The organism is Salmonella sp. JXY0409-18, assembly GCF_020268625.1.
Classification (GTDB): Bacteria; Pseudomonadota; Gammaproteobacteria; order Enterobacterales; family Enterobacteriaceae; genus Salmonella; species Salmonella enterica.
Map to the genome: position 1 here is coordinate 1689719 of NZ_CP084216.1, position 22599 is coordinate 1712317.

Sequence of the window (22599 nt, forward strand, 5' to 3'; positions counted from 1 at the left end):
GTAGTCAGCAGGGAAGGGAGAAAAATGGAGGAATTATGGAACACGGTCGGGATTATTCTGAATGGCGACCCGCTTTGCGAGGCGCTACGCAACTCTCATCGCTGAAAATCGTTAGCGCGCCGGAGTGCGGTAAAGTGGCGGCACGGCAATGAAGGTAAGCCACCGATTTCAGCAGGACGCTGAAACGGGAAAGCCCCTCCCGAGGAAGGGGCCAAAATAAGGAAAGGGTTATGATGAAGGTAGTCATCATACTGGTGATACTCTTAGTGATTAGCCTACCAGCTTACTAAGACACCAGGGGGAGGAGGAATCCTCCCTTACCCTCACTCCTGACGTTAAGCCACATCAAGAATAATGTCAATCCATCAGCTCTGGGCTTGCGAGGCGCTTAGCGGAAAACGACCTCCGCCCAGCGCGCCAGTCCTGCGGTGACGGAGCCGAAATCATCGCCGCCAGCGATGGGTATGCCCGGTAGCTGTTCGGAAAGCGCTTTTTTAATCAATGGCGAACGGGCGCTGCCGCCGGTCAGATAGATGACATCCGGTTTTTCCTGCGCGCTGTCCAGCGCCAGTTGCACCTGTTCCAGAATACGCGCCAGCGGTTGATCCAGCGCCGCTTCCAGTCCTTGCTGGCTGATAGCGACCGCCAGGTCGTCGCTGATAAATGGCAGCCTCGCCGTAACATCCGCCTGGCCGGAAAGGGCGATTTTGCTCTCTTCCGCGCAGCGTACCAGGCGGTAGCTAAGCCGCTGACGCCAGACCTTGAGCAGCAACGCGACCTTGTCTGCTTCACGCGCGTTGCGAACCAAATCGTTCAACAGACGACCATTCGCGCTACTGTAAAAATCGCTTTGCGCCGGGACGTCGTTAATCGCAACGGCGTTCCACCACGGCAGCACCGGCAGGGCGATGCCTTTTTCGGTTTCGCCGCCCATGCCCAGCAAAGGCATCAGATTTTTAAAGGCCAGCGCGATATCCAGATCGTTTCCGCCCACGCGGCAACCGCTGTGCCCCAACAGGCTGTTTTCACGATCGGCGCGCTGACGCCACTGTGGCCCCATTAGCAGCATGGAGCAGTCGGTGGTGCCGCCGCCAATATCCACGACCAGCACACGCTTCTCTTCCCGCAGTGTAGCCTCGTAGTCCAGGCCCGCCGCGACCGGTTCGTACTGGAATACCACCTCCTGAAAACCGGCGCGTTTTGCCGCCCGCTCCAGAATACCCTGCGCCTGGCGGTTCGCGTCATCGCCGCCGAGTCCCTGAAAGTTGATCGGGCGACCGATCACCGCTTGGGTAATGGCCTCCGGCAATTGGCTGTGCGCCGTATGACGAATATGTACCATCATGGCGCAGACCAAATCTTCAAACAGCGCGACCTGCTGCGGTTTCAGGCCGCTGGCGCCTAAAAAGGATTTCGGCGATTTGACAAACCAGACCTCCTGGGGATCGTCAATATAGTGCGCCAGCGACGCCAGACCAAACTGTACGCTTTGCGCGCCAACCTCAATATCTTCCTCGCGGTTGTAGCGTATCGCGCGGCGTAGCAGCGCCTGGGTTTCTTCGTCCGTTGCCGGCACATCATGATGGCGATACAGCCACTCGCTCACCGCTTCGCGCGTCGGCGCGCACAGCATAGACGGCAGTAATGCGCTGTTATTCTCCATTGTCAGCAACTGTGGATGCCCGTCGCGCATAATGGCGACCGAGCAGTTTGCCGTACCGTAATCAAATCCTATAAACACCTTAAAATCCCCATGCCAGTGAAGAAGGGGCGTGACTTTAGCGAAATGTCGTCGCGGCGACAACTGGAATATGAAAGCAAGGCGTTACGTGCGATTAGCGTTTATGCTGAAAGGTCAAATAAAGGAGAAAAGTATGTTTACCCTGAGCTGGCAGCCGCCTTACGACTGGTCGTGGATGTTGGGCTTTCTTGCCGCGCGTGCGGTGGACGGCGTGGAAACGGTAGGCGAGGGCTTTTATGCGCGCAGCCTGGTGGTGGGCGAGCATCGCGGACTGGTCAGCGTGAGGCCCCATCTGCCCACCCACACTGTGCAGGTTAGCGTGAGCGCCGGATTACTTCCCGTCGCGCCGGCGTGTCTGGCGAAGGTTTCGCGTCTGTTTGATCTTGACTGCCAGCCCGCGCAGGTTGCCGCCGTGCTGGGGCCACTGGGCGAGGACAGACCGGGGCTGCGTTTACCGGGATCGGTTGATACGTTTGAACAAGGCGTGCGGGCGATACTGGGGCAACTGGTGAGTGTCGCGATGGCGGCAAAGTTGACGGCGAAAGTGGCGCACCGCTATGGTGAGGCGTTGCCGGATGCGCCCGATTATGTCTGTTTTCCCGGTCCGGAAACGCTGGCGTTGGCCGATCCGCTGGCGCTTAAAGCTCTGGGGATGCCGCTGCGGCGCGCCGAAGCGCTGATTCATCTGGCGCAGGCGACGCTGGCGGGAAAACTGGCGCTCGCCGCGCCGCCGGATATTGAGCAGAGCGTTAAAAATTTACAAACGTTTCCGGGAATTGGTCGCTGGACGGCGAACTATTTCGCCCTGCGCGGTTGGCAGGCAAAAGATATCTTTTTGCCCGACGATTACTTAATTAAGCAGCGCTTCGCCGGGATGACGGCCGCGCAGATCCGTCGCTACGCGGAGCGCTGGAAACCGTGGCGTTCCTACGCGCTACTGCATATCTGGTATACCCACGGCTGGCAACCGTCAATGGATAGCGAAATAGCTGGTATTCAGTAACAAATCCAACGGTTGCGCTTCGGCGATAGTGTCGCCATAAATCAGATCCACGCCAATACGGGAGAGCGTATCCAGCACCTGTGGGTTTTGTACCGGCCCGGCGAGCGTTTTGATGTCCAGATGCTGGGCGTGTCCCTGGATGATCGAGGTCAGCATTTCATCCATTAAACTCTCATGAACGTTGGCGATAAGGTCGCTATCCAGCAGTAAATAATCAGCGATATGCGGGGTCAGTAAATTAAACAGCTGTAAATCGCGCCCGACATGGCTGAGAATCACCTGGCAGCCGCGTTGTCGCAGTTTTCGCAGAGTCGCAGCGGCGGTCTGCGCCTGCTTAACGATAACGTCAGCCGGGATAATCAGATGTAATAACCGTGGCGGCAGTGGGCTATGCTCCAGTTGTTCCAGCAGCTCATCAATAAGGGTCGCGCTGTATAATCCTGCGGCGGACAGCGGCAGCGCAACGCTTAATCCCTTGCTGGCGACGGCGGTCGCCGCATGGTGGAAAAACTCATGGAATACCCGTCGGTCAAGCGCGTGATGCAGCGCGGAGTCGGCTAATCCTGCCCGGAACGCGCGCTCTTCCATCACTTCCCCTTCGCTGGTCCACAGCCTGAGTGAGACCAGCCAAAAGCTGGTGGCCTCCGGCGTACGCGGCGGCGCGACGTTTCTGGCAAGCATTAGCAGGTGGTTATTTTTAATCATATGCCACTGTTCTTCCAGCGGCATCATTCCCTTTGAGGAGGTTAATGCGTGCTGCGGTTCGTACACGGTCAGACGGCCGCGACCGCTATTTTTCGCGGCGTAGCAGGCTATATCGGCCTGAGACACGACCTCTGTGAGCTGGCAGTTATGTTCATTTATCATTGTGATCCCGGCGCTGGCGCCGATCCGATGCAGGCGTCCTTCCCACATAAAGTGATATTCATTAACGGCGTTGATAAGCCGCGTCACGATAAAGCGCGCGCTGTCACTATTACAATCCGGCAGCAACAGGCCAAACTCATCGCCACCCAGACGGGCCAGGAGATCGCCAGATCGAAGCATACTGAGCATCAGTGACGCGAGTTCGCGCAATAAGGCATCGCCGGCGGCATGTCCCGCGCTGTCGTTAACCGCTTTAAAACGGTCCAGATCGATAAACACCAGCGCATGATGTTGAGGCGATTCCTGTATTGTTTGCAGGCGCTGTTGAAGCTGCTTTTCAAAACTGGCGCGGTTGGCAAGATGGGTGAGGGCGTCATGCGTTGCGCTGTAGCTGAGCTGGCGTAACATTTTTCGTGATTCGGTAACGTCCTGGATAACCAGAACCGAACCAATCTTATCGCCGTCAAGCGTACTGAGCGGCGTGATACTGTAATGAATATCGTAGCTGCCGCCGTTATGACAATGGAGCACTATCTCCTGTTCCATGTCCGATCGCGACCTGTCGGCGCGATAAATATCCTCCAGCAGCGGCCCCTTATTACCTGACGTAATGCGCAGAACCGTTAATAATGGCGCGCCTAAAGCATCCTCCTGCCGCCAGCCGCTCATCTTCTCGGCGATCGGGTTCATAAAGGTGATATTCATCGCGACATCAATACACACCACCGCTTCTCCGATAGAGTCAAGCGTGATGTGCAACCGTTCTTTTTCCTGAAACAGCGCGTCGTTCGCCTGTGTAATACGCTCCATCAACCGCTGGTTTTCCTGCTCGCTTTGCTTGAGATCGTTAATATCTTCAATCTGAGCAATAAAATAGAGAGGTTTATTGTCTTTATGACGAACCAGCGAGACGGCCAGTAGCGCCCAGACGACATCGCCGTTGCGGGTGTAGTAGCGTTTTTCCATGGAATAGCTATTGATGTCGCCGCGCACCAGCATGTTTAGCTGTTCAAGGTCATTATTCAGGTCTTCCGGCCAGGTCAATTGCTGAAATGTCATCGTGCGTAATTCATCCTGGCTATAGCCAAGAAAATGGCTCAGAGATTTATTGACCTGTAGCCACTGACCCTCCGTACCGACCAGCGCCATACCAATGGCGGAATACTCCATCGCGTTGCGAAAGCGGGATTCGCTCTCGGTGATATGTTTGCGTTCCGTGCGAAACGCGTACATCACCATCGTCATCATATTGGCAGGCAGCAGGATCATTAAAAAAGGTAGCCACGGCATATTGACCATCACGTCGGTTTTCGGCGTGGCGAGCAGCGTGGGGTCATTGGCCAGCATGAGCGAGACCACGATAACGGTAGCTAAAAAAATTAAAAACGCCTCCATTCGCGGCAGGCGCACCGCACTCCACATCAACAGGACGATAACGCACGTAAACGGCCACGGAATATAGCGCATAGCGAGCCAGCTTAGCGCCAGCGTAATGACCAGCGTCAATAGCGTTTCCAGCAACAGATGCGGGTCGCGATGACGCAACAGATAGTGTGGTTTAAACAGTAAACCTAACGGTACCAGCGTCAGCGCGCCGATGGCTTCCGATAATACCCAAATCAGAAACGCTTTCGAGGCGACCGCTTCCGGCGCTATCAGCCAAAATAACATGCCGCCGAGTAGCGGCGGAATCACGGCGCTGCCGATAGCCAGACGAAACCAGTCATTCAAATTTTGTAAGGGGTTGTAGCTGGGGAGCAGTTTTCGCAGCAGTATCGCGCCAGTGGCCGCCTCGATAATATTTATTGCCGTCCAGCTAAAGTTAAGCGAGGCGGCAGGAAATAAAGTCAGTGAGGCGCCGATGCTGCCGAGCGAGCAGGCGACCGCGATCCCTGGCCACAGACGGCCCGCATGGCGGTAAAACGCGACCATCATAATGGAGGTGGGGAACCACAGCGGCGCGAGTTGGGTGCCGACACGCGATAATACGAGCGAAAAGAGCGTAAAGACAAACGCGACCAGGCCTAAACTGACCAGACGCAATAGCGGGTGGGGGACGGTAACGAAAACATGTTGGGATGGTTTACTCATTACCACTCTATCCGAATCGCCGGTAACGTCGCGGAATACCGGACGCGTCAGTTTACTCTGTGATTATGCTAGTATAAACGCGTAATGATTTATACGCTGGCTGAATATAAATTGTGGCTCCCGGCGTATTCCTCCTCCAGACGGGTCGATAAATCCGCTGTCCGCGTTAAAACTGAACGCTTTTACGTCGCGACGTCGAATGCGCCGCCAACAAATTCACCGTGGCATAGCGCCGGACTGGTATCGCGCTGCTGAAATCCCTATAATTGCCGCGTTTGGCGTTTCGGCGCCCCCCTTCCTTACATCCAGGTTAATCAGGTCGCTAAATTTATGACTGATCAGTCTCATCAGTGCGTCATTATCGGTATCGCTGGCGCATCGGCTTCCGGCAAGAGTCTTATTGCCAGTACCCTTTACCGCGAATTGCGTGAACAAGTGGGTGACGAACATATTGGCGTTATTCCCGAAGACAGTTATTACAAAGATCAAAGCCATCTGTCGATGGAAGAACGCGTAAAAACCAACTATGACCATCCGAATGCGATGGATCACAGCCTGCTATTTCAGCATCTTCAGGCGCTCAAGCGCGGTTCGGCGATTGAATTACCGGTATACAGTTATGTTGAGCATACCCGTATGCAGGAAACGGTTCGCGTAGAACCGAAGAAAGTGATTATTCTTGAAGGTATTCTGTTACTGACTGACGCGCGTTTGCGTGAAGAGATGAACTTCTCTATTTTTGTCGATACGCCGCTGGATATCTGTTTGATGCGCCGTATCAAACGCGATGTGAACGAGCGTGGTCGCTCAATGGATTCGGTGATGGCGCAATATCAGAAAACGGTGCGTCCGATGTTCCTGCAATTTATTGAGCCTTCCAAACAATATGCGGATATTATCGTGCCGCGCGGCGGTAAAAACCGCATCGCTATTGATATTCTGAAAGCGAAAATCAGCCAGTTCTTTGAATAAATCTGGCGAATTGTGTACCGTTCAGTGATAACCTGGTTAGCCCTTGATGTGCTTGATTTAAGGGCTTGATGCGCGAAAGGAGAAAGTGCCATGCGTTTATGCGACCGAGATATTGAAGCCTGGCTGGATGAAGGCCGTTTGTCTATCACCCCGCGACCTCCCGTAGAGCGCATTAACGGCGCGACGGTCGATGTACGTCTTGGCAATAAATTTCGAACCTTCCGTGGCCATACGGCGGCGTTTATCGATCTGAGCGGGCCGAAAGATGAGGTCAGCGCGGCGCTGGATCGCGTGATGAGCGATGAAATCGTTTTGCCGGACGGCGAGGCATTTTATCTGCATCCGGGCGAGTTGGCGCTGGCCGTCACCTTTGAATCCGTTACCCTGCCGCCGGATTTAGTGGGCTGGCTGGATGGCCGTTCCTCGCTGGCGCGTCTGGGACTGATGGTGCATGTGACGGCGCACCGTATCGATCCCGGCTGGTCGGGCTGCATTGTGCTTGAGTTTTACAACTCCGGGAAGCTGCCGCTGGCGTTGCGTCCGGGTATGCTCATCGGCGCGCTGAGCTTTGAGCCGCTGTCCGGCCCGGCGGCGCGGCCTTATAACCGCCGTCAGGATGCCAAATATCGCGATCAGCAGGGCGCTGTTGCCAGCCGGATTGATAAAGACTGAGCCATTCGGCGCAATACTGCCGGTCCATTGAGGGTAGCATGAGACGATTTCTGACGACGCTGATGATTCTCCTGGTCGTGCTGGTGGCCGGATTCTCTGCGTTGGTATTGTTGGTCAATCCGAATGATTTCCGCGCCTATATGGTGCAGCAGGTTGCCGCGCGTAGTGAATATCAGTTGCAACTGGACGGGCCGCTGCGCTGGCACGTATGGCCGCAACTCAGCATCCTTTCCGGGCGAATGACGCTAACGGCGCGAGGCGCCAGCGAACCGCTGGTGCGGGCTGACAATATGCGCCTGGATGTCGCTTTATGGCCGCTGTTGAGTCATCAGCTTCATGTTAAGCAGGTAATGCTGAAAGGCGGGGTGATTCAACTGACGCCGCAAACGGAAGCGGTACGCAGCGATGATGCGCCGGTCGCGCCGAAAGATAATACCTTGCCGGACGTAGCGGAAGATCGCGGCTGGTCGTTTGATATTCGTAGCCTGCGCGTTGCCGACAGCGTGCTGGTTTTCCAGCATGAAAATGATGATCAGGTCACGGTGCGCGATATTCGTCTGAATATGGAACAAGATGCCGAGCATCGCGGCACGTTTGATTTTTCGGGACGCGTGAACCGCGATCAGCGGGATCTTGCTTTATCGTTCAGCGGAACGGTGGATGCTTCCGATTATCCGCATAATTTAACCGCGGGTATTGAGCAACTGCGCTGGCAATTGCAGGGCGCGGATCTACCGGCGCAGGGGATTGAGGGGCAGGGACAACTGCAGGCGCAGTGGCAGGAGGCGCAAAAACGTCTTTCATTTAACCACTTAAATTTAACGGCGAATGACAGTTCTCTGACCGGGCATGTTCAGGTAACGCTGGCGGAGCAGCCGGAATGGCAAATTGACCTCCAGTCCAGCAAGCTTAATCTGGACAACCTGTTGCCGCATCATAGCACCGTGGCACAGACGGGCGGCGCGGTGTCGCAGGGGCAAAATACGCTCCCCCTGACCAGGCCAGTTATCGCGTCGCGTGTTGGTGCGCCGCCTTATCAGGGGCTGCAAAGCTTTACGGCGGAGATTGCTTTACAGGCGGATTCAGTTCGCTGGCGGGGAATGGACTTTACCCAGGTTTCGACGAAGATGTCTAATCAGGCCGGATTGCTGGATATCACCGAGTTGCAGGGGAAACTGGCCGACGGAGAGATGTCGCTGCCCGGCACGCTTGACGCCCGCACCGCCAGTCCGCGCATCGAATTCCACCCTCGCCTCAACCATGTTGAGATTGGGACTATCCTGAAAGCCTTCAATTATCCGATTAGCCTGACCGGTAAGATGTCGCTGGTTGGCGATTTCTCCGGGGCGGATATTGACGCGGAGGCGTTTCGCCATAGCTGGAAAGGAAAAGCGCATGTTGACATGAGCAATACGCGCCTCGAAGGAATGAATTTCCAACAACTGGTGCAGCAGGCCGTAGAGCGAAGCGGCGGCGACGCGCAGCAGTCGCAGGAAAATATGGACAACGCGACCCGACTGGATCGCTTCACGACCGATCTGGCGCTAAATAAGGGCACGCTGACGCTCGACGACATGGTCGGGCAATCTTCTATGCTGGCGTTAACCGGCAGCGGAACGCTGGATCTGGTTAAGCAGAGCTGTGATACGCAATTTAATCTGCGTGTGCTGGGCGGATGGAACGGCAATAGCAACCTGATCACCTTCCTGAAAGAGACGCCGGTGCCGCTGCGCGTCTATGGCAAGTGGCAGGAGCTGAACTATACCCTGCAAGTGGATCAGTTATTGCGCAAGCATTTACAGGATGAGGCGAAGCGTCGGCTCAACGACTGGGCGGATCGCAATAAAGATACCCGTAACGGTAAAGATGTGAAGAAACTGCTGGATAAGCTGTAGTTTTTGGCCAAAGGGCAGAGCCGGATGGCGAGGCTAACGCGCCTCCGGCCTGCCTGGTAAGCAGGCCGGGGCAGGCGAACAGACGTTACATCTCCGGGTCTGGCTCGCCGTTATGCAGCGGAATTAACTGCACTTTCTGCACTCGATGGCTTTCTACCTGCAATGTTTTCAGCAAATAATCACCCACCTGAACCTCTTCACCGGTTTGCGGTATGCGCTGCAAATATTCCATCAATAATCCGGCAATCGTATGGTATTCCCGTTTTTCATCCAGTGGTAGCGGCACGTACTGCACCAAATCCTCCAGCGGCATATGGCCGTTTGCTGTCCAGGAACCGTCCGGGTTCTTCTGAATATCGTGGCGGGCGTCAATTTCCTCGACTTCATTCGGCAGATTACCGGCGATAGTCTCCATGACATCGCTTAATGTCACAATGCCTTCAACCGAGCCAAACTCATCTACGACAAAGGCAAAATGGGTTCTGGCGTTACGGAACTGCTCCAGCGCAGGCAGCAGCGGCAATGTTTCCGGGAAAACCAGCGGTTGGCGAATCAGCGCGCGCAGGTTGAGCGGTTCGCCGCGCAGCGATTGTTGCAACAGATCGATGACGTGGACGACGCCGAGTAAATCTTCCTGTTCATTTTCACCCGTCACGACCAGACGCGTATGCTGGTTCTTTTCCAGCAGAGCGCGGATTTCCGCTTCCGGCGCGTTGAGATCGATATGCTCGATATCGTGACGCGACGTCATGATGCTACTTACGGTGCGCTGGTTGAGATTCAGCACCCGTTCAATCATCCTGCGCTCCTGCGGATTAAAAATCTGGCTGTCGTCATGGTCTGCCAGCATCGCGGCGGTTTCCGCATCCAGTTCGGCATCCTCTTTTTTACCGCTAATCAGCCGCATCACGGCCTCCGTTGTGCGCTGGCGCAGCGTATGGTTAGCGGAAAGAAAACGGCGGCGGTTAAAAATAGCCAGTTGGTTGAGCGCCTCGATCATCACCGAGAAGCCGATAGCCGCGTACAGATACCCTTTCGGAATGTGGAAACCAAACCCTTCCGCCACCAGGCTAAAGCCGATCATTAGCAGGAAGCTAAGGCACAAAATGACAATGGTGGGATGGTTGTTCACAAATCGGGTCAGTGACTTGCTGGCGAGCAGCATCAGGCTAATGGCGATTATCACTGCCGCCATCATGACCGCCAGGTGATCGACCATCCCCACGGCGGTAATCACGGAGTCGAGAGAAAAGATAGCGTCCAGCACCACGATTTGCGCGACCACCGCCCAGAATTTCGCCCCCTTACGCTGGGTAGGGTTGGCGCTATCTTTCCCTTCCAGCCGTTCGTTGAGCTCCATGGTGGCTTTAAAGAGCAGGAAGAAGCCGCCGAACAGCATAATCAGATCGCGGGCGCTAAAGCTTAACGCCTGTACGCTAAAGAGCGGCTTAGTCAAGGTGACCAGCCACGAGATTGACGCCAGCAGCAGCAGGCGCATGATCATCGCCAGTATCAGGCCGGTAATGCGCGCGCGGTCGCGCTGCCCCGGCGGTAGTTTTTCAGCGAGGATGGCAATAAAGACCAGGTTATCAATGCCGAGAACAAGTTCGATAACGATTAACGTTACCAGTCCGGCCCAGATTGACGGATCGGCAATCCATTCCATAGTAAGAGCAATACCTTCTGTAATATGACAATTGTCACAATTCGATCATGGATAATACGGCGGAAAAATGCAATGCCGCAGAGCAATTTATCTTTGTTACGCGGCTATAAAATAACTTTAAAATAGCCGTAATGTTTCTGTCGGAAACTAAATAATGTCAAGAATATATTTAGGAAATATCGCAGGTGGAGTGGAGTAAATAAATATTGTCAACATCAATAAAATCCTAAAATCATCTGTTAATTCATTTAATATTAATCTTAAAAATATAGAATGGCGGGTTTGTTACCTTGCCTGTCATTAGGTTAGCTGCAACAATTCTTGCAGGATTAAGATAGCGCGCTTAAATATCCTGTCACGACATCGAGAAAACTATTAATACGTAACCTTTATTTCGCTGAAGATTTTTATCTGAACGAGGATGAAATCGGAGGGGAATGCGAAAATTTAGAATAATCAGTGTATTGGTAGCTAAGAAGCCAGGGGCGGTAGCGTGCCTGAAAGCCTGAATATAAGCCTTTATTATTCTGTCAATAGCCTGCGGATGAATTGATTTTTTTTCAGAATGATGCCAGTTAATTTTCTCTGCCATTAACTGCAAGGTAAATGTGCACGGACGAAGCCGCTATTTAAATTGCACAGGATAATGACTCTGCCAAAGTGATAAATAATCAATGATGAAATCCAAAATGAAATTGATGCCATTATTGGCGTCGCTCAGCTTGATAAGTGGTTGCACAGTACTTCCGGGCAGCAATATGTCTACGATGGGGAAAGATGTGATCAAACAGCAAGACGCTGACTTTGATCTCGACCGGATGGTCAATGTGTATCCGCTGACGCCACGGTTGGTTGAGCAATTACGCCCGCGGCCCAATGTCGCGCAACCGAATATGTCGCTGGACCAGGAGATCGCCAGCTATCAGTATCGCGTCGGGCCTGGCGATGTGCTGAATGTCACCGTCTGGGATCACCCGGAATTGACCACGCCAGCAGGCCAGTACCGTAGCTCAAGCGATACCGGCAACTGGGTACAGCCGGACGGCACCATGTTTTATCCCTACATTGGCAAGGTTAGCGTCGTCGGTAAAACTTTGTCAGAGATTCGCAGCGATATTACCGGGCGTTTAGCGAAGTACATCGCGGACCCGCAGGTGGATGTCAATATCGCCGCTTTCCGCTCGCAAAAAGCGTACATCTCCGGCCAGGTGAATAAATCCGGTCAGCAGGCCATTACTAACGTACCGCTAACCGTCCTGGATGCGATTAACGCTGCGGGCGGCCTGACCGATATGGCGGACTGGCGCAACGTCGTGTTGACGCACAACGGCAAAGAACAGCGCATTTCGCTACAGGCGCTAATGCAAAATGGCGATCTTAGCCAGAACCGCTTGCTCTACCCTGGCGACATTCTGTATGTGCCGCGCAATGACGATCTGAAAGTCTTTGTCATGGGCGAAGTGAAAAAACAGAGCACCCTCAAAATGGATTTCAGCGGCATGACGCTCACCGAAGCATTAGGCAATGCGGAAGGCATCGATCTGACCACCTCCAACGCCAGCGGCATTTTTGTGATTCGTCCGTTGAAAGGCGAGGGGGGACGCGGCGGCAAGATCGCCAATATCTACCAGCTTGATATGTCTGACGCCACGTCATTGGTGATGGCGACGGAATTCCGACTTCAGCCTTACGATGTGGTGTACGTCACGACCGCGCCGGTTGCTCGCTGGAACCGTCTGATCAATCAGTTGCTGCCAACCATTAGCGGTGTCCGTTATATGACGGATACGGCCAGCGACATTCATTCCTGGTAATCGTTATGTTTAACAAAATCTTAGTGGTCTGTGTGGGGAATGTTTGCCGTTCCCCGACGGCGGAACGTTTGCTAAAACGCTTTCATCCCTCGCTGACGGTTGCGTCCGCAGGATTAGGCGCGCTGGTCGGCAAAGGCGCCGATCCTGCGGCGGCGAGCGTGGCGAGCGCCCACGATCTGTCTTTGGAAAATCACTGCGCAAGGCAAATTTCCGCGCGTCTGTGCCGGGAATATGACCTGATTCTGACGATGGAGAAACGCCACATCGCCGCCCTGTGCGACATTGCGCCGGAAATGCGCGGCAAGGTAATGCTGTTTGGTCACTGGGACAGCGAGCGTGAAATACCGGACCCGTATCGCAAAAGCCGCGATGCGTTTGAGGCGGTGTACACATTACTGGAAAGGTCTGCCCGCCAGTGGGCGCAGGCACTGAATGCAGAGCAGGGAAAACCATGACAGAAAAAGTAAAACAATCTGCGGCGGTTACGGGTAGCGATGAAATCGATATCGGGCGCCTGGTCGGAACGGTGATTGAAGCGCGTTGGTGGGTGTTGGGGACGACGGCCATATTTGCGCTGTGCGCGGTAATTTATACGTTCTTCGCCACGCCCATCTATAGCGCCGATGCGCTGGTGCAGATTGAACAAAACGCCGGTAATTCGCTGGTACAGGATATCAACAGCGCATTAGCGAATAAGCCGCCGGCTTCCGATGCGGAAATTCAGCTCATTCGATCGCGTCTGGTGCTGGGGAAGACCGTTGACGATCTGGATCTGGATATTGCCGTCACCAAAAACACCTTTCCGCTGTTCGGCGCCGGGTGGGAGCGGCTGATGGGGCGTCACAATGAAATGGTGAAAGTCACGACATTCACCCGACCAGAGACGATGAGCGGACAGATCTTCACCCTCAAAGTGCTGGGCGACAAACGTTATCAGTTGGTCAGCGACGGCGGATTTAGCGCGCAGGGCGTTGTGGGCCAGCCACTCAATAAAGACGGCGTGACGATGTGGGTAGAGGCAATTGACGCCCGTCCTGATACGGAATTTACGGTGAGTAAATTCTCAACGCTTGGCATGATTAATAACCTGCAAAATAACCTCACCGTAACGGAAACCGGCAAAGATACAGGCGTTCTGAGCCTGACGTTCACGGGAGAGGATCGCGACCAGATCCGCGAAATTCTCAACAGTATTACCCGTAACTATCTGCAACAGGATATTGCGCGGAAATCTGAAGAGGCGGGGAAGAGCCTGGCGTTTCTGGCAAAACAACTGCCGGAAGTCCGCAGCCGTCTGGATGTGGCGGAAAACAAGCTAAACGCTTTCCGCCAGGATAAAGACTCGGTGGATTTACCGCTGGAGGCGAAGGCGGTGCTCGATTCGATGGTTAATATCGACGCCCAGTTGAATGAGTTGACGTTTAAAGAGGCGGAAATTTCCAAGCTCTTTACCAAAGCGCATCCGGCTTACCGCACCCTGCTGGAAAAACGTAAAGCGCTGGAAGATGAAAAAGCCAAACTGAACGGGCGGGTGACGGCAATGCCGAAAACCCAGCAGGAGATTGTGCGTTTGACCCGCGATGTGGAGTCCGGCCAGCAGGTCTATATGCAACTGCTTAATAAACAGCAGGAGCTGAAAATCACCGAAGCCAGCACCGTTGGCGACGTACGCATCGTTGACCCGGCGATTACCCAGCCGGGCGTGCTGAAGCCGAAAAAGGCGTTGATTATTCTCGGCAGCATTATTCTGGGATTAATGTTATCGATTGTCGGCGTGCTGCTGCGCTCGCTGTTTAATCGTGGTATCGAAAGCCCACAGGTGCTGGAGGAGCACGGGATCAGCGTCTATGCCAGTATTCCGCTGTCGGAATGGCAAAAAGCGCGCGATAGCGTCAAAACCATTAAAGGGATTAAGCGTTACAAGCAGAGCCAACTGCTGGCGGTGGGCAATCCGACCGATCTGGCGATTGAGGCGATTCGCAGCCTGCGCACCAGCCTGCATTTCGCCATGATGCAGGCGCAAAATAATGTACTCATGCTCACAGGCGTCAGCCCCTCTATCGGCAAAACCTTTGTTTGCGCCAACCTGGCGGCCGTCATCAGCCAGACGCATAAACGGGTATTACTGATCGACTGCGATATGCGCAAGGGCTACACCCATGAACTGCTCGGCACCAATAACGTGGACGGCTTATCTGACATTCTGGCGGGCAAAGGCGAGATAGCCTCCTGCGCGAAACCTACGGCGATCGCTAATTTTGATCTTATTCCGCGCGGTCAGGTACCTCCTAATCCATCGGAACTGCTGATGAGCGAGCGCTTCGGCGAGCTGATCACCTGGGCAAGCAGCCGCTACGACCTGGTATTAATCGACACGCCGCCGATTCTGGCCGTGACGGACGCCGCGATTGTGGGTCGCCACGTCGGGACGACGCTGATGGTGGCGCGTTATGCCGTCAACACTTTAAAAGAGGTGGAAACCAGTCTGAGCCGTTTTGACCAGAATGGCATTCAGGTCAAAGGCGTCATTCTCAACTCCATTTTCCGCCGGGCGACGGGCTACCAGGATTATGGCTATTACGAGTATGAATACCAGTCAGATTCCAAATAAAAAATAAGGCGTGCCGGATGGCGCGGCCTGTGACTGTAGGCCGGACAAGCGTAGCGCCATGCGGCAAAACTATCTGGGGAATAAGCATGACAACAGACAATCCGCTGATCTCAATTTATATGCCAACCTGGAACAGGCAGCAGTTGGCTATCCGGGCGATTAAATCAGTACTACGTCAGGACTACCGTCACTGGGAGATGATCATCGTGGATGATTGCTCCTCGTCTTATCAGCAGCTACAACAATTTGTTGAGGAGCTGAACGACCCGCGCGTCCGTTATACCCATAATGCCAGGAATACTGGCGCCTGCGCGGTTCGCAACCAGGCCATTATGCAGGCGCAAGGGCATTACATTACCGGTATTGATGATGACGATGAATGGACGCCAAACCGTCTGAGCGTGTTTCTGGCCCATAAACACCAGTTGACTACGCACGCCTTTTTGTATGCCAACGACTATGTGTGCGAGGGCGAGGTCTACTCTCAGCCTGCCAGCCTGCCGCTGTATCCGAAATCCCCTTATTCGCGCCGCTTGTTCTACAAGCGCAATATTATTGGCAATCAGGTTTTTACCTGGGCCTGGCGTTTTAAAGCGTGTTTGTTCGATACCGAACTCAAGGCGGCGCAGGACTACGACATTTTTCTGCGCATGGTGGTGGAGTATGGCGAACCGTGGAAAGTCGAAGAGGCGACGCAAATTTTACATATCAACCACGGCGAGATGCAGATTACCTCTTCGCCGAAAAAGTTCTCCGGCTATTTCCATTTTTATCGTAAGCACAAAGATAAATTTGATCGCGCCAGTAAAAAATACCAGCTTTTTACCCTGTACCAAATTCGCAATAAGCGAATGACCTGGCGCACGTTGCTGACGTTGCTCTCCGTGCGTAATAGCAAACGCCTGGCGGCCGGGCTGCGGGGGCGATAACGATGCTGGAAGACTTACGCGCGAATAGCTGGAGCTTACGCCCTTGTTGCATGGTGCTGGCCTACCGTATCGCTCATTTTTGTTCCGTCTGGCGCAAAAAGAATGTGCTGAATAATCTGTGGGCCGCGCCGGTGCTGGTGCTGTATCGCGTGATCACGGAATGCCTGTTCGGGTATGAAATCCAGGCCGCCGCGACCATTGGTCGGCGGTTCACTATCCATCATGGTTACGCGGTAGTGATCAACAAACATGTCGTCGCCGGTGACGATTTTACCATTCGCCACGGCGTCACCATTGGCAATCGCGGCGCGGACAGCCTGGCTTGTCCGGTGATTGGTCACGGCGTTGAGCTGGGGGCGAATGTCATCCTGCTTGGCGATATTACTATCGGTAATCACGTCACGATTGGCGCGGGTAGCGTGGTGCTTGACAGTATTCCGGACCATGCGCTGGTGGTGGGAGAAAAAGCACGGGTGAAGGTCAGCACATGAATATTCTGCAATTTAATGTACGGCTGGCGGAAGGCGGCGCGGCGGGAGTGGCGTTGGATCTCCATCTGCGGGCGCTGCAAAAAGGGCTGACGTCACGTTTTGTCTATGGTTATGGCAAAGGCGGAAAAAAAAGCGTCAGTCACCACCGCTATCCGCAGGTGATAAAACAGACGCCGCGCGGCACGGCAATCGCCAATATCGCGCTATTTCGTTTCCTGAATCGCGATCTGTTTGGCAATCTCGACAATCTTTACCGCACGGTTATCCAGACATCCGGCCCGCTGGTGCTGCATTTTCATGTTCTCCACAGTTACTGGCTAAACCTGGCGGACATCGTGACGTTTTGCGAAAAAGTCAAAGCGCAAAAACCGGACGTCACGCTGGTCTGGACGCTGCACGATCACTGGAGCGTCACCGGGCGTTGCGCCTTCACCGACGGTTGTGAGGGCTGGAAAAGCGGCTGCCAAAAATGTCCGACCCTAAGCAATTATCCGCCGGTCAGGGTGGATCGGGCGCACCAGCTTATTGACGGCAAACGTCAGCGCTTTCGTGACATGCTGCGGCTGGGCTGCCGGTTTATTTCGCCGAGCCAGCACGTGGCCGAGGCCTTTAACAGCGTTTATGGCGCGGGGCGCTGCCAGATTATTAACAACGGTATCGATCTGGCGACTGAGGCGATTCTCGCGCAGCTATCACCTGTGCCGCTGAATCCGGGAAAACCGCGAATTGCCATTGTGGCGCATGACTTGCGTTACGACGGCAAAACTGACCAGCGTCTGGTACACGACATGATGGCGCTGGGCGAAAAAATTGAACTGCATACCTTTGGTAAATTTTCGCCTTTTACCGGCCAAAACGTCGTTAATCACGGTTTTGAAACCGATAAGCGCAAATTAATGAGCGCGCTCAATGAGATGGATGCGCTGGTCTTTAGCTCGCGGGTCGATAACTATCCGCTGATCTTGTGTGAAGCGCTCTCGATCGGCGTACCGGTGCTCGCTACCCACAGCGAGGCGGCGCAGGAGGTGCTGGCGAAATCCGGCGGCCAGACCTTTGCCGCTACAGATGTACTGCGCCTGGCGCAGCGGCGTAAGCCAGAGATTGCTCAGGCGGTATTTGGCGCAACGCTGGACGCCTTTCGTATGCGTAGCCGCGTCGCGTACAGCGGTCAACAGATGCTGGAGGAGTATGTCTCGTTCTATCAGAATCTGTAGCTACCTGCTGCTGCCGCTGATCTACCTACTGGTCAATGTCAAGATTGCCCAACTGGGGGAAAGCTTTCCCATTACCATCGTCACTTTTTTACCGCTGTTGCTGCTGTTATTTGTGGAACGCATTAGCGTAAAAAAATTGATGATCGCCTTAGGCATCGGCGCGGGGCTTACGGCATTTAACTTCCTGTTCGGCCAGTCGCTGAATGCTGGTAAATATGTCACGTCCACGATGCTGTTTGTCTATATTGTGGTCATTATCGGGATGGTCTGGAGTATCCGATTCAAAACCATTTCCGCGCATAACCACCGAAAGATTTTGCGTTTTTTTTATCTGGTGGTGGGTATAGTGGTCGCGCTCGCCGCGGTTGAGATGGCGCAAATTATCCTTACCGGCGGCAGCAGTATTATGGAAGGAATTTCGAAATATCTCATTTACAGTAATAGCTACGTACTGAACTTCATAAAATTTGGCGGTAAGCGTACCACTGCGCTTTATTTTGAACCGGCATTTTTCGCTTTGGCACTAATCTCAATTTGGCTGAGCATCAAACAGTTTGGTATCAAAACACCGAAAAGCGATGCTATGATTCTGGCAGGGATAATATTATCAGGATCATTTTCAGGGGTAATGACCTTTATCCTGTTTTATCTTCTGGAGTGGGCGTTCCAATATTTGAATAAGGATGCGATAAAGAAAAAACTTCCACTGGCGCTGGTCTCATTAACCCTGTTTTTGGTTGGGGTAATTATTGCATTTCCTTATATCGCGACACGACTTGGCGATTTAGGGACGGAAGGCTCATCTTCTTATTATCGTATTGTGGGACCCTTAGTCATGGTCGGATATTCCTTGACCCATATTGATGGTGTAGTCAGATTTGGCTCACTTTATGAATATGTCGCATCATTCGGAATCTTTAACGGTGCGGATGTCGGGAAAACCATAGACAATGGATTGTATCTGCTGATTATTTATTTTTCCTGGTTCGCAGTGCTAATGACGCTGTGGTATATGGGGAAAGTTTTAAAAATGGCGCTAAATGCGTTTGGCGATAATCGCAATTTTCGGGTGCAGCTCTATCTTTTTACGCCGGTGTCGCTGTTTTTTACCGGTTCAATATTTAGCCCGGAATATGCTTTTTTAATCGTCTGTCCGTTCATTTTGCGCAAGGCGTTAAAAATTTCATAACGGGGTGGTGGCATGTTTTTAAGCGTCGTTACCGTCGCCTTTCGCAATTACGAAGGGGTGGTAAAAACCTGGCGCTCGCTGCGCAATCTGGCGCGCGATCCGGGTCTGTCATTTGAATGGATCGTAGTGGATGGCGGTTCGGAGGACGGCACGCGCGAATTTCTGCAAAAACGTCACGGTGAGTTTAACCTGCGTTTTATCAGTGAAAAGGATCGCGGTATTTATGATGCCATGAACAAAGGCATTGCGCTGGCGCAGGGGCGCTATACCCTGTTTCTTAATTCCGGTGATGCGTTCCATGATGATGCCGCGCTGTTTGTCCGCCAACTGGCGCGACAAAAGGGCGAGGCGATGTATATTGGCGACGCGCTGCTGGATTTCGGCGGCGGGCATAAAATACGCCGGAAGGCTAAACCCGGGTATTATATCTACCATAGTTTGCCAGCCAGCCATCAGGCGATATTTTTCCCGACGGCAGCGTTAAAAAAGTATCCTTATGATCTGCAATATCATGTCTCTTCAGATTATGCGCTGGCGGCCCGTCTCTATAAAGCAGGCTATCCTTTTCGGCGAATTAACGGACTGGTATCTGAATTTTCGATGGGCGGCGTGTCAACCTCGAATAATCTGGAATTATGTCAGGATGCAAAAAACGTACAGCGAAAAATATTACGTGTGCCAGGGTTTTGGGCGCAATTATCCTATTTATTACGTCTGAAAACGACGGGTAAAACAAAAGCGCGATATAACAAAGTCTAATCACCGGGAGTTATTATGCAGGATCTTAGCGGCTTTACGGTGCCGAAGGGGTTCCGCGGCGCTAATGCGCTAAAAGTACAATTATGGTGGGCGGTACAGGCGACATTATTCGCCGGGTCGCCGCAAATATTGTATCGCTGGCGAGCCTTTTTGCTGCGTCTGTTTGGCGCCAAAATTGGAAAGAATGTGGTTATTCGACCGTCAGTAAAAATTACCTATCCGTGGAAATTAACCGTCGGCGATTATGCCTGGGTAGGCGACGACGCGGTGTTATATACGTTGGGTGAAATTAATATTGGCGCACATGCGGTCATTTCACAAAAAGGGTATTTGTGTACCGGTAGCCATGATTATACCAGCGCCCATTTCGATATTAACGCCGCGCCGATTGTTATTGGCGAAAAATGTTGGCTGGCAACCGATGTTTTTGTCGCGCCCGGCGTGATGATAGGTCATGGCACCGTCGTCGGCGCGCGCAGCAGCGTATTTAAATCATTACCGGCAAACGCGATTTGTCGGGGCAATCCCGCAGTGGTAACGCGCCAGCGCGTTCAGAAAGTTACTCCCTAACGGGACTATTTGAGGAAATGAAAATGTCAAAAGTCGCTCTCATTACTGGCGTAACCGGACAGGATGGTTCTTACCTGGCAGAATTTCTGCTGGAAAAAGGGTATGAGGTGCATGGTATCAAGCGCCGCGCGTCATCGTTTAATACCGAGCGCGTGGACCATATTTATCAGGACCCGCACAGCTGCAACCCGAAATTTCATCTGCATTATGGTGACCTGACCGACGCCTCCAACCTGACCCGTATTTTACAGGAAGTGCAGCCGGATGAGGTTTACAACCTGGGCGCGATGAGCCACGTGGCGGTGTCGTTTGAGTCGCCGGAATATACCGCCGATGTGGATGCGATGGGCACTCTGCGCCTGCTGGAGGCGATCCGCTTCCTCGGTCTTGAAAAGAAAACGCGGTTCTACCAGGCCTCCACCTCTGAACTGTACGGTCTGGTGCAGGAAATTCCGCAGAAAGAGACCACGCCGTTCTACCCGCGTTCCCCCTATGCGGTAGCGAAACTGTACGCCTACTGGATCACCGTCAACTACCGTGAATCCTACGGTATTTACGCCTGTAACGGCATTCTGTTTAACCACGAGTCCCCGCGTCGCGGCGAAACCTTCGTCACCCGTAAGATCACCCGCGCCATCGCCAATATCGCCCAGGGACTGGAGTCCTGCCTGTATCTCGGCAACATGGACTCGCTGCGCGACTGGGGTCATGCGAAAGATTACGTGCGAATGCAGTGGATGATGTTACAGCAGGAGCAGCCGGAAGATTTCGTGATTGCCACCGGCGTGCAGTATTCCGTACGCCAGTTTGTGGAGCTGGCGGCGGCGCAACTGGGGATAAAACTGCGCTTTGAAGGCGAAGGCATTAATGAGAAAGGGATCGTGGTATCCGTTACCGGACACGATGCGCCGGGCGTGAAACCGGGCGATGTGATTGTGGCCGTTGATCCGCGTTATTTCCGTCCGGCGGAAGTGGAAACCCTGCTGGGCGACCCGTCCAAAGCGCATGAGAAACTGGGCTGGAAACCGGAAATCACCCTGTCGGAGATGGTCTCCGAGATGGTGGCGAACGATCTGGAGGCCGCGAAAAAACACTCACTGCTGAAATCTCACGGTTACGAGGTGGCCATCGCGCTGGAGTCCTGAGAATGAATAAGCAACGAATTTTTGTGGCGGGCCATCGTGGGATGGTGGGATCCGCCATTGTACGGCAGCTTGCGCAGCGCGGCGACGTGGAACTGGTACTGCGCACCCGCGATGAGCTGGATCTGCTCGACGGGCGTGCGGTACAGGCGTTCTTTGCCGGGGCGGGTATCGACCAGGTTTATCTGGCGGCGGCGAAAGTGGGCGGCATTGTCGCCAACAACACGTATCCGGCGGATTTTATTTATGAAAACATGATGATAGAGAGCAACATTATTCACGCCGCGCACCTGCACAACGTGAACAAACTGCTGTTTCTCGGTTCGTCCTGTATCTATCCGAAACTGGCAAGGCAGCCGATGGCGGAAAGCGAGCTGCTGCAGGGGACGCTGGAGCCGACCAACGAGCCGTACGCCATCGCCAAGATCGCCGGGATTAAACTGTGCGAGTCCTACAACCGGCAGTACGGTCGCGACTACCGTTCGGTGATGCCAACCAACCTGTACGGCCCGCATGACAATTTCCACCCGGACAATTCACATGTGATCCCGGCGCTGCTGCGTCGCTTTCATGAGGCTGCGCAGAGCCACGCGCCGGAGGTGGTGGTGTGGGGCAGCGGCACGCCGATGCGTGAATTTCTGCACGTTGACGATATGGCGGCGGCCAGTATTCACGTGATGGAGCTGGCGCGTGAAGTGTGGCAGGAGAACACTGCCCCGATGCTGTCGCACATTAACGTCGGCACTGGCGTGGACTGCACCATCCGCGAGCTGGCGCAGACCATCGCAAAGGTGGTGGGTTACCAGGGCCGGGTGGTGTTCGACGCCGCGAAGCCGGACGGCACGCCGCGTAAATTGCTCGACGTCACGCGCCTGCATCAGCTTGGCTGGTATCACGAAATTTCACTGGAGGCAGGGCTTGCCGGTACTTACCAGTGGTTCCTTGAGAATCAGCAACGGTTCCGGGGGTGACA

19 protein-coding genes are annotated in these 22599 nt (G+C 53.7%); 16 read left to right on the forward strand and 3 right to left on the reverse strand.

Annotated elements, in window-relative coordinates; translation table 11 throughout:
- Positions 1-230 precede the first annotated feature (230 nt).
- Positions 231-290, forward strand: coding sequence for a type I toxin-antitoxin system Ibs family toxin (locus tag LDB27_RS07915; RefSeq protein ID WP_105887528.1), 60 nt, complete (start codon positions 231-233; stop codon positions 288-290).
- A 98-nt stretch (positions 291-388) separates the two neighbouring features.
- Here the strand turns inward: LDB27_RS07915 and yegD are convergent, their stop codons facing one another.
- Entirely contained in the window at positions 389-1741 is a 1353-nt protein-coding gene (gene yegD / locus LDB27_RS07920) for a molecular chaperone (RefSeq protein WP_000469626.1), read from the reverse strand.
- Positions 1742-1874: 133 nt separating this feature from the next.
- On the opposite strand from yegD, the gene alkA reads away from it, so the two are divergent.
- The gene (alkA, locus tag LDB27_RS07925; RefSeq protein ID WP_000494711.1) at positions 1875-2744 is read left to right on the forward strand and encodes a DNA-3-methyladenine glycosylase 2; all 870 of its coding nucleotides are present in this window, start codon (positions 1875-1877) and stop codon (positions 2742-2744) included.
- Here the strand turns inward: alkA and LDB27_RS07930 are convergent.
- Positions 2712-5702, reverse strand: a complete 2991-nt coding sequence (locus LDB27_RS07930) for an MASE1 domain-containing protein (protein ID WP_000042964.1) — start codon at positions 5700-5702, stop codon at positions 2712-2714. The two genes, alkA and LDB27_RS07930, sit on opposite strands and share 33 nt — an antisense overlap.
- A gap of 330 nt (positions 5703-6032) precedes the next feature.
- Between LDB27_RS07930 and udk the strand changes: the two genes are divergently transcribed.
- The 3 genes from udk to asmA all read left to right on the forward strand — a co-directional run bounded on the left by udk (position 6033) and on the right by asmA (position 9241).
- Entirely contained in the window at positions 6033-6674 is a 642-nt protein-coding gene (udk, locus tag LDB27_RS07935) for a uridine kinase (RefSeq protein ID WP_000132082.1), read from the forward strand.
- A gap of 90 nt (positions 6675-6764) precedes the next feature.
- Entirely contained in the window at positions 6765-7346 is a 582-nt protein-coding gene (gene dcd, locus LDB27_RS07940) for a dCTP deaminase (RefSeq protein WP_001234783.1), read from the forward strand.
- A gap of 38 nt (positions 7347-7384) precedes the next feature.
- Positions 7385-9241: an outer membrane assembly protein AsmA gene (asmA, locus tag LDB27_RS07945; protein ID WP_001252262.1), complete on the forward strand. Its 1857-nt coding sequence runs from the start codon at positions 7385-7387 to the stop codon at positions 9239-9241.
- Positions 9242-9326: 85 nt separating this feature from the next.
- Here asmA and LDB27_RS07950 read toward each other — a convergent pair whose 3' ends face one another.
- Positions 9327-10907, reverse strand: coding sequence for a TerC family protein (locus LDB27_RS07950; RefSeq protein WP_000454712.1), 1581 nt, complete (start codon positions 10905-10907; stop codon positions 9327-9329).
- A gap of 674 nt (positions 10908-11581) precedes the next feature.
- Between LDB27_RS07950 and LDB27_RS07955 the strand changes: the two genes are divergently transcribed.
- From LDB27_RS07955 to fcl, 11 genes are all read left to right on the forward strand, one after another.
- Positions 11582-12721 (forward strand): polysaccharide export protein, encoded by a 1140-nt coding sequence (locus LDB27_RS07955; RefSeq protein ID WP_000978077.1) that lies wholly within the window; start codon positions 11582-11584, stop codon positions 12719-12721.
- A 5-nt stretch (positions 12722-12726) separates the two neighbouring features.
- Positions 12727-13176 (forward strand): low molecular weight protein-tyrosine-phosphatase Wzb, encoded by a 450-nt coding sequence (wzb, locus tag LDB27_RS07960; protein WP_000482224.1) that lies wholly within the window; start codon positions 12727-12729, stop codon positions 13174-13176.
- Complete coding sequence (gene wzc, locus LDB27_RS07965) at positions 13173-15332, forward strand: tyrosine-protein kinase Wzc (RefSeq protein ID WP_023215231.1); 2160 nt, start codon at positions 13173-13175, stop codon at positions 15330-15332. Before wzb ends, wzc begins: the two co-directional genes overlap by 4 nt.
- An 86-nt stretch (positions 15333-15418) precedes the next feature.
- Positions 15419-16261 carry a colanic acid biosynthesis glycosyltransferase WcaA gene (wcaA, locus tag LDB27_RS07970; protein ID WP_000205695.1) on the forward strand — a complete coding sequence of 281 codons (843 nt, stop codon included), beginning with the start codon at positions 15419-15421 and terminating at the stop codon, positions 16259-16261.
- 2 nt (positions 16262-16263) lie between these two features.
- Positions 16264-16752 (forward strand): colanic acid biosynthesis acetyltransferase WcaB, encoded by a 489-nt coding sequence (wcaB, locus tag LDB27_RS07975; RefSeq protein WP_000888724.1) that lies wholly within the window; start codon positions 16264-16266, stop codon positions 16750-16752.
- On the forward strand, positions 16749-17966 hold the full coding sequence (gene wcaC, locus LDB27_RS07980) for a colanic acid biosynthesis glycosyltransferase WcaC (RefSeq protein ID WP_001023843.1): 1218 nt from the start codon (positions 16749-16751) through the stop codon (positions 17964-17966). The genes wcaB and wcaC overlap by 4 nt, the downstream gene beginning before the upstream one ends.
- Positions 17941-19155, forward strand: coding sequence for a colanic acid polymerase WcaD (gene wcaD, locus LDB27_RS07985; RefSeq protein WP_000091392.1), 1215 nt, complete (start codon positions 17941-17943; stop codon positions 19153-19155). The genes wcaC and wcaD overlap by 26 nt, the downstream gene beginning before the upstream one ends.
- Before the next feature lie 12 nt (positions 19156-19167).
- Entirely contained in the window at positions 19168-19914 is a 747-nt protein-coding gene (gene wcaE / locus LDB27_RS07990; RefSeq protein ID WP_000480132.1) for a colanic acid biosynthesis glycosyltransferase WcaE, read from the forward strand.
- A 15-nt stretch (positions 19915-19929) separates the two neighbouring features.
- Entirely contained in the window at positions 19930-20484 is a 555-nt protein-coding gene (gene wcaF, locus LDB27_RS07995; RefSeq protein ID WP_001153601.1) for a colanic acid biosynthesis acetyltransferase WcaF, read from the forward strand.
- 23 nt (positions 20485-20507) lie between these two features.
- The gene (gmd, locus tag LDB27_RS08000; RefSeq protein WP_000048160.1) at positions 20508-21629 is read left to right on the forward strand and encodes a GDP-mannose 4,6-dehydratase; all 1122 of its coding nucleotides are present in this window, start codon (positions 20508-20510) and stop codon (positions 21627-21629) included.
- Positions 21630-21631: 2 nt separating this feature from the next.
- On the forward strand, positions 21632-22597 hold the full coding sequence (gene fcl, locus LDB27_RS08005) for a GDP-L-fucose synthase (protein WP_001041701.1): 966 nt from the start codon (positions 21632-21634) through the stop codon (positions 22595-22597).
- Positions 22598-22599: the final 2 nt, after the last annotated feature.